The following is a 16,004-nucleotide window of genomic DNA, read 5'->3' as shown; positions in this document are numbered from 1 at the left end:
AACCGATGTCCACACGCACGCTCATCTCGCCGGCCCTGCTCGCCCGGCCGCGCGGCAAACGCCTCTACTGGCTCACGTTCGGTCTGGTCGTCACGGTGTTCACCGTGGTCTTCCTCGGCCCGATGTACTGGATGGTCTCCAGCGGCTTCAAGGACACACAGGAAGCGGTCCGCACCCCGCCGACGCTGTTCCCCGAGTCCTTCGAGTCCGACAACTACACCCAGGCGTGGAACGTCATGGACCTGGCCGGCCTGCTGGGGAACACGCTGTACTACGCGTTCGGCGCGCTCGCCTTCCAGCTGGTGCTGGACGTGGCGGCGGCCTACTCGCTGTCCAAGCTCCGCCCGGTTCTCGGCAAGGCCATCCTCGGCATGATGCTGGCGACCCTGATGATCCCGGCGACCGTGCTGGTCGTCCCGCAGTACCTGACGGTGCTCGACGTGCCGATCTTCGAGCGGAACCTCCTCAACACGCCGTGGGCGATCTGGCTGCCGTCGGTGACCAACGCGTTCAACATCTTCCTGCTGAAGCGCTTCTTCGACTCCATCCCGAGGGAACTGCTGGACGCCGCGTCCATGGACGGGGCGTCGTCGATGCGCACGCTCTGGTCGATCGTCCTGCCGATCTCGCGTCCGATCCTCGGCGTGGTGTCCATCTTCGCGATCGTGGGCGTCTGGAAGGACTTCCTGTGGCCCATGCTGACGCTGCCGGACCCCGCCAAGCAGACGCTGAACGTCGGCATCTACTCCCTGTCCACCGGTGTGCCCGAGAACGTGCTGATCGCCGCGCTCACCATGGCCTCGCTGCCGACCCTGATCATCTTCCTGATCTTCCAGCGCAACATCATGAGCGGACTCACCGCCGGCGGGCTCAAGGGCTGAGGCCCCACCCCGTCCGGATCGTCCCCGTCAACCTTCGCCGCCGGCCCGTCCGACGCCCCGCCCTGTCCGGGCCGGCGGCGAAGATCCAACCTGCCCGAAAGGACCCTCACGTGGCAGCCCCCGACTCGCACCGCCCCGAAGACTGGTGGCGCGACGCCGTCATCTACCAGGTGTATCCCCGCAGTTTCGCCGACGGCGACGGCGACGGCACCGGTGACCTCGCGGGCGTCCGGGCGAGACTGCCCCACCTCGCCGAACTCGGGGTGGACGCCGTCTGGTTCACCCCCTGGTACGTCTCACCACTCGTCGACGGCGGCTACGACGTCGCCGACTACCGCACGATCGACCCCGCCTTCGGCACCCTGGGCGAGGCGGAGAAGCTGATCGCCGAGGCCCGGGAGACGGGCATCCGCACCATCGTCGACATCGTCCCCAACCATGTCTCGGACCAGCACGTCTGGTTCCAGGAGGCGCTGGCGGCCGGCCCGGGCAGCCCCGAGCGGGAACGCTTCCACTTCCGCCCCGGCCGCGGCGAGCACGGTGAGCTCCCACCCAACAACTGGCCCTCGCAGTTCTCCGGCCCCACCTGGACCCGGGTCCCCGACGGCGAGTGGTACCTGCACCTCTTCACGCCGGAGCAGCCCGACCTCAACTGGGCCCACCCGGAGGTCCGGCAGGAGCACGAGGACGTGCTGCGCTTCTGGTTCGAACGCGGCGTCGCCGGCGTACGCATCGACTCCGCCGCCCTGCTCGCGAAGGACCCCGCGCTGGCGGACTTCGAGGAGGGCGTCGACCCGCACCCGTACATCGACCTGGACGAACTGCACGACGTATACCGCTCCTGGAGGGCGATCGCCGACGAGTACGGGGCGGTCTTCGTGGGTGAGGTGTGGCTGCCCGACGCCGAACGCTTCGCCCGCTATCTGCGGCCCGACGAACTGCACACCGCCTTCAACTTCAACTTCCTGTCCTGCCCCTGGGAGGCGGACCGGCTGCGCCGCACCATCGACGACACCCTCGCCGAGCACGCCCCCGTCGGCGCCCCCGCCACCTGGGTGCTCTGCAACCACGACGTGACCCGCACCGTGACCCGGTACGGCCGTGCGGACACCGGCTTCGACTTCGCGACGAAGGCCTTCGCCACCCCGACCGACCTGGCCCTCGGGACCCGGCGCGCACGGGCCGCCGCACTGCTGACCCTGGCCCTGCCCGGGTCCGTCTACCTGTACCAGGGGGAGGAACTCGGCCTGCCCGAGGCCGACATCCCCCTCGACCGGATCCAGGACCCGATGCACTTCCGCTCCGGCGGCACCGATCCGGGCCGGGACGGCTGCCGCGTGCCGCTGCCCTGGTCGGCCGACGCCCCGTACTGCGGTTTCGGCTCCGAGACCGAACCGTGGCTGCCGCAACCGGAGGGCTGGGCGGCCTACGCGGCGGACCGCCAGGGCGCCGACCCGGAGTCGATGCTCTCGCTCTACCGCGAGGCGCTGCGGCTGCGACGCTCCACCGAGGGTTTCGGGGACGGCCCGCTGCGCTGGCTGCCCGCGCCGGACGGTGTCCTCGCGTTCGCCCGTGCGGGCGGCCCGACCTGCGTCGTCAACCTGGCCGCCGAACCCTTCGCGCTGCCCGAGCACGACACGGTGCTGCTCCGCAGCGGGCCCCTGGACGCGGAGGGCCGGCTGCCGCGGGACACGGCGGTGTGGCTGCGCTCCTGAGGTGCCCCGCCCTGGCCGGGCGTCCGCCGTCGCCGGTCGCCCCGAGGGGAGGCAGAATCGGGGCAGGAGGCCTTGGGAGGAGGCGACGCGTGCGGGAACGACCGTGGCTGCGCGGGGAACGCCGTCCTCCACAGCCCCTCGCCGACGGACGCCGGGCGGTCAAGTCCGCCCTGCGGCCGGTGACCGAGGCCGTGCGCGCCCGGCGCCGGCTGGCCTGGCTGAACGAGGCCGGCGTGCGCATCGGGACCACGCTGGATCTGCGGCGCACCGCGGAGGAGCTGGCCGGCTTCACCGTGCCCGAACTGGCCGACGGGTGCGCGGTGGACCTGCTGGAGTCGGTGCTCCGCTTCCAGGACGGCGACCGCCTCGAGTCGGAGACGGGCACCCCCGAGCTCAGGGCCATGGCGGTCTGTGAGGTACCGGGTCTCGACCTGGCACCGGATCCGGTCGGCGAGGTCTCCGTGTTCACCGCGGACCGGCTGGTGCGCAAGTGCCTGACCACCCGGAAGCCGGTCCTGGTCACCCGGATGGAGCCGTCCGACTTCCTCGCCGTCGCGCCCTCGCCCGAGGCGGCGCGGCTGATGCGCCGTGCGGGGGTGCACTCGTACCTGGCGGTGCCGCTGATCGCCCGCGGGGTGCTGCTGGGCCTGGCCGACTTCGTCCGGGCCGGCAGCCGGTCGCCGTTCACCCGTGCCGATCTGCCCCTGGTCATGCAGCTGGCGTCCAGGGCCGCCGTGTACATCGACAACGCCCGGCTCTACGGACGTGAACACGAGCACGTGATCACGCTGCAACGCGCCCTGCTCCCCCGCTCCAACCCGAGCACACCCGGCCTCGACGTCTCCTCGAGCTATGTCCCGGCCGTCGACCCGGCCGCCGTGGGCGGTGACTGGTTCGACGTGGTCGCTCTGCCCAGCGGACGCACCGCGCTGATGGTGGGCGACGTGATGGGGCGCGGACTGGCCGCCGCCGCGACCATGGGCCGGCTGCGCACGGTGGCCCGGACCCTGATGGGGCTCGACATCGCGCCCGAGCGGCTGCTGGCCCGGCTGGACCTGGCCGCCCGTGACCTGGAGGAGGACCAGGTCGCCACCTGCCTGTGCGCGGTCCACGACCCGCTCGGCGGCAGCTTCCGCATCGCCAGCGCCGGTCACCCGCCGCCGTTGCTGACCGGGCCGGACGGGGCCTCGTTCCTCGACGTGCCGATCGGGGCGCCGTTGGGGAGCGGGGTGATCCCGTACGACCCGATCGACTGCCCCGTGCCGGAGCGCGGGCGGCTGACGCTCTACACGGACGGGCTGATCAGATCGCGCGGTGCCGACCTCGGCACCCGGATGGAGCGGCTGCGCCGGGCGGTCTGTGACGGTCTGCCCGGGGACGGCACGGTGTGCGAGGTGCTCACCGAACGTGTCGGCGGCGACCGGTCCGACGACGCGATCGTGCTCGTCGCCGCCACCCGGCCGCTCGCTCCCGCGGGTGAGGTGTACGCCCGCACGCTCCCGCCGGACGGCAAGGCGGCCGGGCAGGCCCGTGCCGCGGTGCGCGAGCAGCTGGTGGCGTGGGGTCTTCAGGACCTGGTGGACACGACGGAGCTGGTGGTCAGCGAGCTGGTCGGCAACGCCCTGCGCTACGGCAACGCCCCGGGCGAGCTGCGGCTGCTGCGGTACGAGCGGCTGTCGGTGGAGGTCTCCGACTCCGGGCCGGACCTGCCGCAGATCCAGCACGCCGACGTGAGCGACGAGAGCGGGCGCGGCCTGCAGTTGATCAACATGCTGTGCCGCCGCTGGGGCTCGTGCCGCACGCCCGACGGGAAGGTCGTCTGGGCCGAGCAGGACCTGCCGGTGCGGACCGGTCAGCCCGGCCCGCACTAGCCGGCCCCTACGCCGCCTTCTCGACCTTCTCGGCACTCACCTCGTCGGCCTCGTCGGCCCGGTCGGTCTTGTCCGTCGCTCGGTGGCCGAACCGGGTGCGGCTGAGCTGGGCGTAGCGGCCTCCGGCGGCGAGGAGTTCCTCGTGGGTGCCGCGCTCCACGATGCGCCCCGCCTCGACCACCAGGATCTGGTCGGCCGCCCGGACGGTGGACAGCCGGTGCGCGATCACGACGGCCGTCCTGCCCTCCAGGGCCTCGGTGAGGGCCTCCTGGACGGCCGCCTCGGAGGTGTTGTCGAGGTGGGCGGTGGCCTCGTCGAGGATGACGACGCGCTGGCGGGCCAGCAGCAGCCGGGCGATGGTCATGCGCTGGCGCTCCCCGCCGGAGAGCCGGTAGCCGCGCTCGCCGACCACGGTGTCGAGGCCGTCGGGCAGGGACCGTACGAGGTCGGTGAGGCGGGCCCGGCTCAGGGCGTCCCACAGCTCGGTGTCGGTGGCGTCGGGGCGGGCCAGCAGCAGGTTGGCCCGGACCGTGTCGTGGAAGAGGTGCCCGTCCTGGGTGACCATGCCGACGGTGTCGCGCAGGGAGCGGGCGGTCAGTTCGCGGACGTCGACGCCGCCGACGCGCACGGTGCCGCCGTCGGTGTCGTACAGCCGCGGCAGCAGCTGGGCGATCGTCGACTTGCCGGCGCCGGAGGACCCGACGAGCGCGACGGTCTGCCCCGGTTCGGCGCGGAAGGAGAGGCCGTGCAGGACCTCGGCGCCGCCCCGGGTGTCGAGGGAGGCGACCTCTTCGAGGGAGGCCAGGGAGACCTTGTCGGCGGACGGGTAGCCGAAGCGGACGTCGTCGAACTCGACGGCGACCGGGCCGTCGGGGACCGGGCGGGCGTCGGGCTTCTCGTCGATGAGCGGGGCCAGGTCCAGCACCTCGAAGACCCGCTCGAAGCTGACCAGGGCGCTCATGACCTCCACGCGGGCCCCGGCGAGCGCGGTGAGCGGCGCGTACAGCCGGGTCAGCAGCAGGGCCAGCGCCACGACGGCGCCCGGGTCCAGGGTGCCGCGCAGGGCGAAGAAGCCGCCGAGGCCGTAGACGAGGGCGAGGGCCAGCGCGGAGACCAGGGTGAGCGCGGTGATGAAGGCGGCCTGGGCGGTCGCGGTACGCACCCCGATGTCGGCGACGCGGCGGGCGCGGTCGGCGAACTCGGCGGACTCCTCCTCCGGACGGCCGAACAGCTTGATCAGCGTGGCGCCGGGTGCCGAGAAGCGCTCGGTCATGCGGGTGCCCATCGCGGCGTTCAGGGTGGCCGCCTCGCGCTGCATACGGGCCATGCGGCGGCCCATGCGCCGGGCCGGGAGGACGAAGACGGGGAGCAGCACCAGGGCGAGCAGGGTGATCTGCCAGGACAGGGTGAGCATCACGGCGAGGGTGAGCACCAGCGTGACCAGGTTGGTCACCACGCCGGACAGGGTGTTGCTGAAGGCGCGCTGGGCGCCGATGACGTCGTTGTTGAGACGGGAGACCAGGGCGCCCGTACGAGTGCGTGTGAAGAACGCGACCGGCATGCGCTGCACATGATCGAACACAGCCGTGCGCAGATCGAGGATGAGTCCCTCCCCGAGCATGGCCGACAGCCTCCGGGAGAGGATGCCGAGGCCCGCCTCCGCGACCGCGATGAGGGCGATCAGCAGGGCGAGGCGGACGACCGTGCCCTCGTCGTCGCCCGACACGATCGCGTCCACGACGCGTCCGGCCAGTACGGGGGTGGCGACGGCGAGCAGCGCGGTCACCACCCCGAGCAGGACGAAGCGGACGATGCGGCGGCGGTGCGGACGGGCGAACGCGCCGATGCGGCGCAGCGTCGCGCGGGCGAGGGGTCGGCGCTCCTGCTCGGCGTTCATGACGCTGTGCAGCTGGGTCCAGGCGGTGGTCTCCATGCTCATGCCCACGACGGTAGAACCTCAAGCAACCTTGAGGTCAAGAGGGACAAGAAGGGCGAGGGGGCGCCGCCCGCGGTCCGTAAGCCCGCGTCCGCGCGTCGGCCATCCGTAGTTGGGGCGGCTGCGGGAATCTCTGGTGGTGTGACGACAGCGGTACGACTCCCCGAGAAGCGACTCCTGCGCCGCGTCCCGGTCCGCCGGATCCTGTGTGTACTCCCCCTGCTGCTGGTCACCGTGGTCGCGGTACGGCACCGGTCCGTGCTCGCCGAGGGCTTCGGCCATCTCGCCACGGCCCGCTGGCCCTGGCTGCTGGCCGCGGTCGGCGCGACCTGTCTGACCTGGGTCGCCGCGGCCTGCACCCGGCAGGGCGCCGTGGTGGAGCGGCTGCCCCGGCGGCGGCTGCTGGCCACGCAGTTCGCGGCCGGGGCGGCCAACCACCTGCTGCCCACGGGACTGGGCGCGAGCGCGGTGAACCTGCGGTTCATGGCGGTGTGCGGGCTGCCGCTCTCCCGTGCGTCGGCCGCGCTCGCCCTGTATCTGCTGGCGGAGAGCGTGGGCCGGCTCGCCCTGCTGGGCGCCCTGCTGATCGCGTTCCCCGACGCGCTGCGGCTCGGCACCCTGCTGCCGGAGGCGGCGGTCGGGCCGGTGCTGGTCGCGGCGGGCGCGGTGCCGGTGGTGGCGGCGGGCGTGCTGGCGCTGCTGCCACGGCTGCGTGCGTCGCTGGTCTCCTTCCTGCGGACGGCGCTCGGCGAGGCCCGCTCGGTGCACACCCGTCCGGCGCGGACGTTGGCCCTGTGGGGCGGCGCGCTCGCCTTCCCGGCGCTCCAGGCCGCCGCGCTGGTCCTGGTAGGGCTGGCGCTGGGGCTGCCGGTGCCGCCCGCGCACATGGCGGTGGCGTATCTGGCGGCGACGGTCGCCGTCGCGCTGGTGCCCTCACCGGGCGGGATCGGCTCGGTGGAGGCGGCGCTGGTCGTGGCGCTGGTGGCGGCGGGCGGTCCGGCGGCCGTGGCCACGGCGGTGGTGCTCGCCTTCCGGCTCATCACCGTCTGGCTGCCCCTGCTGCCGGGAGCGCTGACGCTGGCGGCGCTGGTCCGGATGCGGGTGATCTGAGAGGCCCGAGGGTGGTGACGGTCCGAGGGTGGCGGCGGCACGCTCAGGCGAGGGTGACGCGTACCGGTCCGCCCTTCGGGTCGACCCGGTGGGCCCAGCCCGCCCCCAGCGTCAGCGGCCGGTGCGGCGGGACGGTGCGCGGGCCCGGCCGCTCCCGGTGCAGGCGGCGGCCGTCCTGGCTCACCTGGAGGACCGGCCGGGACAGGGGGACCGCCGTGCGCAGGAGGTACGGGAGGCCACAGCCCGGCGTGACGCGGTTCGGGACGATCCGGCTCAGGGGCGTCTGCGCGATCACAGGGACGCCGCCCGGCCACTCGGCGTCCGCGAGCCAGTCCCGTACGGCGGTCGCCGCGTGGGCGCCCTCGCGGGCCGCCGTGTCCGCGCTCTCCACCGCGTGCAGCAGGCTGCCGGCCGCGAAGACGCCGGGCCGCGAGGTGCGCAGGGCGCCGTCCACGGTGGGGCCGCGTGTGCCGGGATCCAGGGTCAGCGCGCCGCGCCGGGCGAGTTCGTGGTCGGGGACGAAGTCGCCGGTGAACACGACGGTGTCGCAGGGCAGCGTCGCGGTGCGGCCGTCGCGGTGGCGGACGCGTACGCCCGACACGCGCCCGTGGCCGAGGAGTTCGGTGACCGTGGTGCAGGTCAGGAGCGGGGTGCGGTGGCGCAGGCGGGCTTCCACGACCCTCGCGGGTGCGGTCTGGGCCCGCGGCCGGTCCGTGACCAGCGCGACGACGTCGGCTCCGGCGGTGCGTACGGTGTCGGCGGCGGCGTAGGAGACATCCTCCGCGCCGACGATCACCACCCGGGTCCCGATGTGCTGCCCGTACAGGTGGACGGCCTGCTGGAGTTCGCCGGTGGTGTACACCCCTGCCGGGCGGGTGCCGGGGACGAGGCGGGCGGCGCGGGGGCGTTCGCGGGCGCCGGTGGCGAGGACGACGGCGCGGGCGGCGAGGGCCTGGGCGCCCTGCGGTCCCACGGTGGCGAGTGTGCGCGGGCCCGCCCAGTCGAGGGCGGTGACGCCGGTCCGAACGTCGGCCCCGGCGCGGACGGCCGCGTCGGCGAGCAGACGTGCGTAGGCCGGGCCGGTCAGCGCGCGCGGCCGGTTGCCGAAGCCCCGGTGCGCGCAGTGCCTGGGCACTCCCCCGGCCTGCTGCTCCCGCTCCAGGACCTCGACACGCGCGCCGGTCGCGGCGAGCAGGGACGCGGCCACGAGTCCGGCGGGGCCGGCTCCGACCACGAGGACGTCGACCTGCCGGGTCATCCCTGAGCCTCCTCGAACAGCGCCCGTACCGCGGCCCCGCAGTAGAAGCCCTGGCAGCGGCCCGCCCGGGCCCGGGTGCGGCGGCGCAGGCCGTCGAGGGAGCGGGGCGGGACCGTACTGGCGAGGGCGTCGCGGATCTCGCCGCAGGAGACGCGTTCGCAGTGGCAGACCAGGGTGCCGTACTCCGGGTCGGCGGCCACCAGGTCCGGCCGCTGGTGGGGGCGCGGGAAGGCCTCGCCGAGGTAGGGCATGCGGACCGGGTCCGGCGGGCGCTGCGGGCCGAGGTCGAGTCCGGAGTCGGCGAGCAGCGCGGTGACGTGCGCGGCGATGGCGAGGGAGGCGGTGAGGCCGGTGGAGCGGATGCCGCCGACGGTGACGTAGGCCTGGTCGGGGTGGGTGCCGATCTTGTAGTCGTCGTGCTCGGTGGCGGCCCGCAGGCCGGCGTAGACGGCGGTGACCTCTTCCTCCAGCAGTGCGGGCAGGATGCGGCGGCCCTGTTCGCGCAGCCTGCGCAGGCCCTCGGCGGTGGAGTCGGTGGCACGTTTGTCGTCCAGGTCCTCGGCGGTGGGGCCGAGCAGGACGTTGCCGTACACGGTGGGGGCGACCAGGACGCCCTTGCCGAGGGCGGTGGGGACGGGCAGGAGGATGTGGCGGACGAGGGCGCGGGCGAACTTGTCGTGGACGATGAGCTGGCCGCGGCGCGGGGTGACGGTGAAGTCGTCGTGGCCGAGCCGCCGGTCGAGGGTGTCGGAGTGCAGCCCGGCCGCGTTGACGAGCCAGTGGGCGTGGAGGGGGCCGCGCGGCGTCGTCAGGTGGTGGACGCCGGCCGTGCGGTGCACCTGCTCGACCGGCGAGTCGAGATGCAGGTCGACTCCGCCGCGGACCGCCTGGGTGGCGTACGCCAGGGTCGTCGTCCACGGGCAGATGATGCTCTCGCCGGGTACGTGGAGTGCGCCGAGCGCGCCCGGGCCCAGGTGGGGTTCGAGGGCGTAGAGGTCGGCGGGGCCGAGGAGTTCGGTGGCGTGGTACTCGTTGCGCTCGGCCTTCTCGGCGAGGCGGGGCAGGACCGCGAGCTGTTCCTCGTCCCAGGCGACCAGCAGCGCGCCGACCTCTTCCACGGGGATGCCCGACTCCGCTGCGTACGCGGCGAGTTCGCGGGCGCCCTCGCGCACGAGCCGGGCCTCCAGGGAGCCCGGCACGGCGTCGAAACCGGTGTGCAGGATGGCGGTGTTGGCCTTCGAGGTGCCCTGCCCCACGTCGTCCTGCGCCTCGACGAGGGCGACACGCAGACCCGGGTGGTGCGCGAGCCGGCGGGCAATCGCACAGCCGACCACACCGGCGCCCACGATCGCCACGTCGTAGGGCCGGGTGGGGAGGGGGCAGCCGGAGGCGGTGACGGTCATGCGGGGATCCGTTCGAGCGGCGCGGGTGCCGCGACGCGGACGGAGGCGGGGCGGTCGACGGCCCGGTAGCGCGCGACACACCGACCGGCCCCACCGCCACGGACCACCACCGGGCACGCCAACGGCGCGATCACGGCGGACGCCGTCCGGCACGCCAACGGCGCGACCGCGGCGGCCCTCATGCGGAGGTCCGTTCCAGCAGTGCGGTGACCTCCGTGCGGAAGCGGGTGAGGCGTTCGGTGGCCTCGTCGGTGGTGATGCGGGGTTCGTACACGGTGGCCGGGGTGCCGTCGGGCAGTGCTTCGGCGACGGTCAGGCCCGGGTCCGCGCCGAGCCGGGCCAGGGCGCCGACGCCGAGGGCGGTGGCGTCCGGCAGGGCGGAGACCTCCACGGGCCGTTGCAGCAGGTCGGCCTGGGTCTGCATGAGCAGCGCCGAGCGGGTCAGGCCACCGTCGACGCGCAGGACGGTGAGCGGGCCGCCGAGGTCGGTGGCCGCGGCGTCGGCGAGGTGGACGACCTGGGCGGCCAGGCCGTCGCAGAGGGCGCGCACCAGGTGCCCGGGGCCGGTGTCGAGGCCGAGACCGGTGAGCGAACCGCGCAGGTCGCCGCGCCACCACGGGGCGGCGAGCCCGGCGAGCGCCGGGACGAAGGTGACGCCGCCGCTGTCCGGCACCGTGCCGCCCACGGCGTCGAGGTCGGCGGCACCGGCGATGACGCCGAGGTCGGTGAGCCAGCGCACGGCGGACGCGGCCGTGTACACCTGCCCGTCCAGGCAGTGGCTGGTCCGTCCGCCCAGCCGCCAGGCGACACAGCTGACCAGGCCGGAGGCACCCCGGCGTGGGGTGTCGCCGGTGTGGGCGAGGAGGAACGCACCGGTGCCGTAGGTGCACTTGGCGGCTCCGGGCTCGGTGACCCGCTGCGCGAGCAGGGCTGCCTGCTGGTCGACGGCGAGGCCGGTGAGCGGGAGTTCGGCGCCGAACGCCGTGGTCGTACCGACGTGGGCGGCGTTGTCGACGATGTCCGGGAGCCGTTCGCCGCTCAGGCCGTACAGCTCCAGCGCGCGCGGCGACCACTCGGCGCGGTCGAGGTCGAGGAGCTGGGTCCGGGAGGCGGTGGCGGCGTCGGTGGCGCAGACGCCGGTGAGCCGGTGGACCAGCCACGCGTCGGAGGTGGTGACGCGTCCCGCGCGGGTGAGGTGGCGGCGTATCCAGGCCATTTTCGGCGCGGCGAAGTACGGGTCGAGGGGCAGCCCGGTCAGGTGCCGCAACTCGTCGCCGTACGGGGCGAGTTCGGCGCACACGGACTCGGCCCGGCGGTCCTGCCAGACCAGCGCGTCGGTGAGGGGGCGACCGGTGTCCGGGTCCCAGGCGAGCACGGTCTCGCCCTGGTTGGCCAGGCCCAGGGCGGCGACCGGCTCGCCCGCCTCGGCCAGGGCGCGGCGGCCGGCGACGACCACCGATCCGTACAACTCCTCGGGATCGACCTCCACCAGGCCGCCGGGCAGGTACCGGGGGCGGACCTCGGCGAATCCGGTGCCGATGACACCGCGTTCGGGGCAGATCACCAGCGCCTTGGTGCCGGACGTGCCCTGGTCGACGGCGAGCACCGCACGCGTCACAACGCCCCTCCCCGACTCCTCGACCCCGGGCGCCGACGGCCTCGGCGATCACCGGGCGTCAGCCTGCCGCCGCGCGCACACCACGTCAAGGGTGCTTGACTGCCAGTCAGTTCATGCTGGTGGCATACGAATTGCTCGGCTGCGGCAAAACCGAACAGAGGCGGAACCTCCGCCTCTATAGTGGCCGCCGACCGGCACGACCGCTCGACCGCCGCCCGGGGGAGGCCTGTTTGTTACTCCAGTCTGCCGTCCCACCCGCCCCCTTCCCGGGAGCGGGAGGGTGAGGGCCAGAGACGGAGCACGCCCCGCCTACGATCCCGCCGGCCACGACTCCGCGCTGCGCTCGGCGCTGCAGGAGCTGCGCGCCGGGCGCTGGATGTCGATGCGCACCCTGCTGGAGCAGACCGCCTCCTGGTCGCAGTGGACGCAGCGCACTCAGGTGCTGGCCGCCTCGGCCGCGGGTACGGACGTGGTGCGGGCCTGGCTCGCGGAGGAGCCGCACAGTGTGCCGGCCGTGGTGATGCACACCCGGGTCGTGGTGGAGCGGGCGCTGCGCGCGCACCGCGAGGACCACCACCGCACGCGCGAGTTGTGGCGGGAGGCCTGGCACGCGTGCGACGCGGCGACCCGGGTGGCGCCCGACGACCCGGTGCCGTGGGTGTGCCTGCTGGCGCTGGCCCGGCTGGACGGGGAGCAGCGTTGGCAGGAGCACCGGGTGGCGCCCCCGGAGCCGATGCTGCCGCCGGGTCCCTGGGGCCTGCTCGCCGAGGCCGGCAAGCGGGACCCGTACAACCGGGAGGCCCACCACCGCATGCTGCAGTTCCTGTATCCGCGGGGCGAGTCCGAGCGGCTGGCCCGGGCGGCGGGGTTCGCGCACTGGGCGGCGGGGTCGGCGCCGCCGGGTTCGGCGCTGCACGTACTGCCGCTGTACGTGCGGGTCGAGCGCTACCGCCGGCTGGGCGGGCGGGACGCCGCCCTCGACCTGCACTGGGTGGCCGAGGACGCCACCCGTGAGGCACGGCAGGCGTTCCGCTCCTGGTTCACGCTCACCCGGAACGCCGAACGGTCCCTGCTGGACATGAACCACCTGGCCCACGCCCTGTGGGGCGCCCTCCAGTTCCGGGAGGCGGACCAGGTCTTCGACGCGCTCGGCCCGTACTGGACGCCGCTGCCCTGGGCGCACCGCGTCGCGGGGCCCGGCGACGCGCCGCGGGCGGCGGAGGTCTTCCTCCAGGCCCGCGCGCGCAGTCGGTCGGCCGCCCGCGGCGGCGGCCGGCGTCCCTGACCACCTTCACCCCCACCCTTCCGTCCCCGGAGGTTCCCGCATGTCCCGCCCCTCCCGCTCCTCCCGCCCCTCCCCCTCCTCCGAACCATCCGCCGCGACCGACGAGGAACAGCGTCTGCGCGAACTCGGCTACCGGCCGGTGCTGGCCCGCCGCATGGGCGGCTTCGGCAACTTCGCGATCAGCTTCTCCGTGATCTCGATCCTGTCCGGCTGCATGACCCTGTACGGCTTCGGTCTGGGCACCGGCGGCCCCGCCGTGATGCTGTGGGGCTGGGCGGGCGTCGGCCTGTTCGTGCTGTGCGTGGGGCTGGCGCTCGCCGAGGTCACCAGCGCCTATCCCACGTCCGGCGCCCTCTACTACATGGCCGACCGGCTCGGCGGCCGCCGCTGGGGCTGGTACACCGGCTGGCTCAACCTGCTGGGGCTGCTCGGCGCGATCGCCGGGATCGACTACGGCGCCGCGCTGTTCACGGGCGCGTTCCTGAACCTCCAGTGGGGCTTCGAGCCGACGCCGGAGAAGACGATGCTGATCTTCGTCGCGATCCTGCTGCTGCACGCCGTGCTCAACCTCTTCGGCGTCCGGCTGGTCAGCGTGCTCAACTCGATCAGCGTGTGGTGGCACCTGGCGGGTGTGGGGCTGATCGTCGGCGCCCTGGTGATCGTCCCCGACCACCACCAGTCGCCGTCCTTCGTCTTCACCGAGTTCGTCAACGACACCGGCTGGGAGAACCCGCTGTACGTGGCCGCGATCGGCCTGCTGCTCGCGCAGTACACCTTCTCCGGCTACGACGCCTCCGCCCATCTGTCCGAGGAGACCTCGAACGCCTCGGTGTCGGCGGCGCGCGGCATCGTGCGGGCCATCTGGGTGTCGTGGCTCGCGGGTTTCGTACTGCTGGCCGGTCTGACCTTCGCGATCCAGGACTACGACGCCACGCGGAACACCGAGACCGGGGTGCCGCCCGCACAGATCCTGCTGGACGGTCTGGGCACGGACGGCGCGAGCGCGCTGCTGCTCGTGGTGATCGTGGCGCAGTTGTTCTGCGGCAACGCCGAGGTCGCCGCCGCCAGCCGGATGGTGTTCGCCTTCAGCCGGGACGGCGCCCTGCCCGGCTCGGCGCTGTGGCGCAAGGTCTCCGCGCGTACCCAGACGCCGGTCGCCGCGGTGTGGCTGTCGGTGGCGGTCGCCTGTGTGCTGGCCCTGCCGTCCCTGTACTCGGCGACGGCGTACGGCGCGGTCACCGCCATCAACGTCATCGGCATCACGCCCGCGTACGCCATCCCGGTGCTGCTGCGGCTGCGGGCGGGCGACCGTTTCACGCCGGGGCCGTGGAGCCTGGGCCGGTGGAGCAGGCCGATCGGGTGGGTCGCGGTGGTGTGGGTGGCGTTCGTCACGGTGCTGTTCTGTCTGCCGCAGTCGTCACCGGTGACGGTGGACACGATGAACTACGCCGCCCTCGCGCTGGTCGTCGTACTGGTGCTGGCCACGGTGTGGTGGTTCGTCGCCCGCCGTTCGTACGGCACGCCCACGACCGCGGCGTACGGCGACGACCGTGAACAGGCCGAACTGGCCGAGGGCATCGTCTGAACACCTCGCCCCGACCCTCGGCCCGTCCCTCGCCGCGGTACTGACCACCACCCGGCATACGGCAGGATGAGCGGTCGCGCCGGTCGAACTGTCTTGCGGACCGGGCGATCGCACATCCCGTATCCAGCAGGTATCGAGCAGGTGAGACGTGACGAGACTTCACATCCGGCCGTCGGCGGGGCCCTTCGCCGCAGCCGTGCCCCCTGGAGGTGACCGGTGACGGACGACCTGACCATGGACCACCTGGTGCCCGCCGGCATCGCCCTGGCGGCGGGGCTGCTGGGGGCGTTCCTGCTGCGCGTACTGCTGCGCTGGCTGGCGGGGCACGCCGGACGCACCCGCTGGAGCGGCGACGACGTCATCGTGGCCGCGCTGCGCACGGTCGCGCCCTGGGCGGCGGTCGCGGGCGGCGCGGCAGGTGCGGCGGCGGCGCTGCCGCTGACGCGGACGGTGCAGCACAGCGTCAACCAGGTCCTGACGGTCCTGCTGATCTTCGTGGCGACCGTGACGGCGGCCCGGGTGATCGCCGGGCTGGTGCGGACGGTGACGACGTCCCGCTCCGGGGTCGCCGCATCGGCCACGATCTTCGTCAACATCACCCGGATCCTGGTGCTGGCCATCGGCTTCCTGGTGATGCTGCAGACGCTGGGCGTCTCCATCGCGCCGATGCTCACCGCCCTGGGCGTCGGTGGTCTGGCGGTCGCGCTGGCGCTGCAGGACACGCTGGCCAACCTCTTCGCGGGCATCCACATCCTGGCCTCGAAGACCGTGCAGCCGGGTGACTACATCCAGCTCAGCAGCGGCGAGGAGGGCTATGTCGAGGACATCAACTGGCGGCAGACCACCGTCCGTGAGCTGTCCAACAACCTGGTCGTGATCCCGAACGGCCAGCTCGCCAAGTCGAACATGACCAACTTCATGCGGCCCGAGCAGCAGCTGACCATCATGGTCCAGGTCGGGGTCGCCTACGACAGTGACCTGGACCACGTGGAGCGGGTGACCGTCGAGGTCGTCGCCGAGGTGATGCACGAGATCACCGGCGCGGTGCCGGAGCACGAGCCGGCCGTGCGCTTCCACACCTTCGGCGACTCCCGGATCGGTTTCACGGTGATCCTGGGTGTCGGCGAGTTCAGCGACCAGTACCGGATCAAGCACGAGTTCATCAAGCGTCTGCACAAGCGGTACCGCGAGGAGGGCATCCGCATTCCGTCGCCCGCGCGGACGGTCGCGCTCCAGCAGGGAACCGTGGTGATTCCGCAGCAGCGCACGGACCAGGACGTCCCCGCACCCCTCTGATCGCTCACCCGTTCGACGGGGTCGCGCGGCCGGTTGTCCGGAATCT

11 protein-coding genes are annotated in these 16,004 nt (G+C 73.6%); 7 read left to right on the top strand and 4 right to left on the bottom strand.

Annotated features, from left to right (window positions below; translation table 11 throughout):
* Nucleotides 1-5: 5 nt before the first annotated feature.
* The 3 genes from ACIGO6_RS05780 to ACIGO6_RS05770 all read left to right on the top strand — a co-directional run bounded on the left by ACIGO6_RS05780 (nt 6) and on the right by ACIGO6_RS05770 (nt 4,467).
* A complete protein-coding gene (locus tag ACIGO6_RS05780; RefSeq protein WP_399871846.1) occupies nt 6-881 on the top strand; it encodes a carbohydrate ABC transporter permease in 876 nt (291 codons plus the stop codon).
* Nucleotides 882-991: 110 nt separating this feature from the next.
* Nucleotides 992-2,596 carry a glycoside hydrolase family 13 protein gene (locus ACIGO6_RS05775; protein WP_399871844.1) on the top strand — a complete coding sequence of 535 codons (1,605 nt, stop codon included), beginning with the start codon at nt 992-994 and terminating at the stop codon, nt 2,594-2,596.
* Nucleotides 2,597-2,685: 89 nt separating this feature from the next.
* Nucleotides 2,686-4,467 carry a SpoIIE family protein phosphatase gene (locus ACIGO6_RS05770; RefSeq protein ID WP_399871842.1) on the top strand — a complete coding sequence of 594 codons (1,782 nt, stop codon included), beginning with the start codon at nt 2,686-2,688 and terminating at the stop codon, nt 4,465-4,467.
* A gap of 7 nt (nt 4,468-4,474) precedes the next feature.
* On the opposite strand, the gene ACIGO6_RS05765 is transcribed toward ACIGO6_RS05770, so the two are convergent.
* On the bottom strand, nt 4,475-6,400 hold the full coding sequence (locus ACIGO6_RS05765) for an ABC transporter ATP-binding protein (protein ID WP_399873563.1): 1,926 nt from the start codon (nt 6,398-6,400) through the stop codon (nt 4,475-4,477).
* Nucleotides 6,401-6,580: 180 nt separating this feature from the next.
* Between ACIGO6_RS05765 and ACIGO6_RS05760 the strand changes: the two genes are divergently transcribed.
* Entirely contained in the window at nt 6,581-7,513 is a 933-nt protein-coding gene (locus ACIGO6_RS05760; protein WP_399873560.1) for a YbhN family protein, read from the top strand.
* 43 nt (nt 7,514-7,556) lie between these two features.
* On the opposite strand, the gene ACIGO6_RS05755 is transcribed toward ACIGO6_RS05760, so the two are convergent.
* The 3 genes from ACIGO6_RS05755 to ACIGO6_RS05745 all read right to left on the bottom strand — a co-directional run bounded on the left by ACIGO6_RS05755 (nt 7,557) and on the right by ACIGO6_RS05745 (nt 11,792).
* Nucleotides 7,557-8,771 (bottom strand): NAD(P)/FAD-dependent oxidoreductase, encoded by a 1,215-nt coding sequence (locus ACIGO6_RS05755; RefSeq protein ID WP_399871839.1) that lies wholly within the window; start codon nt 8,769-8,771, stop codon nt 7,557-7,559.
* Entirely contained in the window at nt 8,768-10,174 is a 1,407-nt protein-coding gene (locus tag ACIGO6_RS05750) for an FAD-dependent oxidoreductase (protein ID WP_399871836.1), read from the bottom strand. The genes ACIGO6_RS05755 and ACIGO6_RS05750 overlap by 4 nt, the downstream gene beginning before the upstream one ends.
* 178 nt (nt 10,175-10,352) lie before the next feature.
* A complete protein-coding gene (locus ACIGO6_RS05745; protein WP_399871835.1) occupies nt 10,353-11,792 on the bottom strand; it encodes an FGGY family carbohydrate kinase in 1,440 nt (479 codons plus the stop codon).
* Nucleotides 11,793-12,072: 280 nt separating this feature from the next.
* Between ACIGO6_RS05745 and ACIGO6_RS05740 the strand changes: the two genes are divergently transcribed.
* The 3 genes from ACIGO6_RS05740 (at nt 12,073) to ACIGO6_RS05730 (ending at nt 15,958) form a co-directional block, all read left to right on the top strand.
* Nucleotides 12,073-13,077, top strand: coding sequence for a hypothetical protein (locus ACIGO6_RS05740; RefSeq protein ID WP_399871832.1), 1,005 nt, complete (start codon nt 12,073-12,075; stop codon nt 13,075-13,077).
* Nucleotides 13,078-13,117: 40 nt separating this feature from the next.
* Nucleotides 13,118-14,662 carry an amino acid permease gene (locus ACIGO6_RS05735; protein WP_399871830.1) on the top strand — a complete coding sequence of 515 codons (1,545 nt, stop codon included), beginning with the start codon at nt 13,118-13,120 and terminating at the stop codon, nt 14,660-14,662.
* Nucleotides 14,663-14,878: 216 nt separating this feature from the next.
* On the top strand, nt 14,879-15,958 hold the full coding sequence (locus ACIGO6_RS05730) for a mechanosensitive ion channel family protein (RefSeq protein ID WP_399871828.1): 1,080 nt from the start codon (nt 14,879-14,881) through the stop codon (nt 15,956-15,958).
* Nucleotides 15,959-16,004: the final 46 nt, after the last annotated feature.

It is taken from the genome of Streptomyces sp. NPDC053750, assembly GCF_044544295.1.
Lineage (GTDB): Bacteria > Actinomycetota > Actinomycetes > Streptomycetales > Streptomycetaceae > Streptomyces.
The sequence above is the reverse complement of the archived record's forward strand: the minus strand, read 5'-3'. Positions and strand labels throughout refer to the sequence as shown.

Bases quoted from the DNA above. Each gene is read 5' to 3' on its own strand.
- ACIGO6_RS05755 (WP_399871839.1), bottom strand. From the start codon at position 8,771: ATGACCCGGCAGGTCGACGTCCTCGTGGTCGGAGCCGGCCCCGCCGGA.
- ACIGO6_RS05780 (WP_399871846.1), top strand. From the start codon at position 6: ATGTCCACACGCACGCTCATCTCGCCGGCCCTGCTCGCCCGGCCGCGC.
- ACIGO6_RS05750 (WP_399871836.1), bottom strand. From the start codon at position 10,174: ATGACCGTCACCGCCTCCGGCTGCCCCCTCCCCACCCGGCCCTACGAC.
- ACIGO6_RS05735 (WP_399871830.1), top strand. From the start codon at position 13,118: ATGTCCCGCCCCTCCCGCTCCTCCCGCCCCTCCCCCTCCTCCGAACCA.
- ACIGO6_RS05765 (WP_399873563.1), bottom strand. From the start codon at position 6,400: ATGGAGACCACCGCCTGGACCCAGCTGCACAGCGTCATGAACGCCGAG.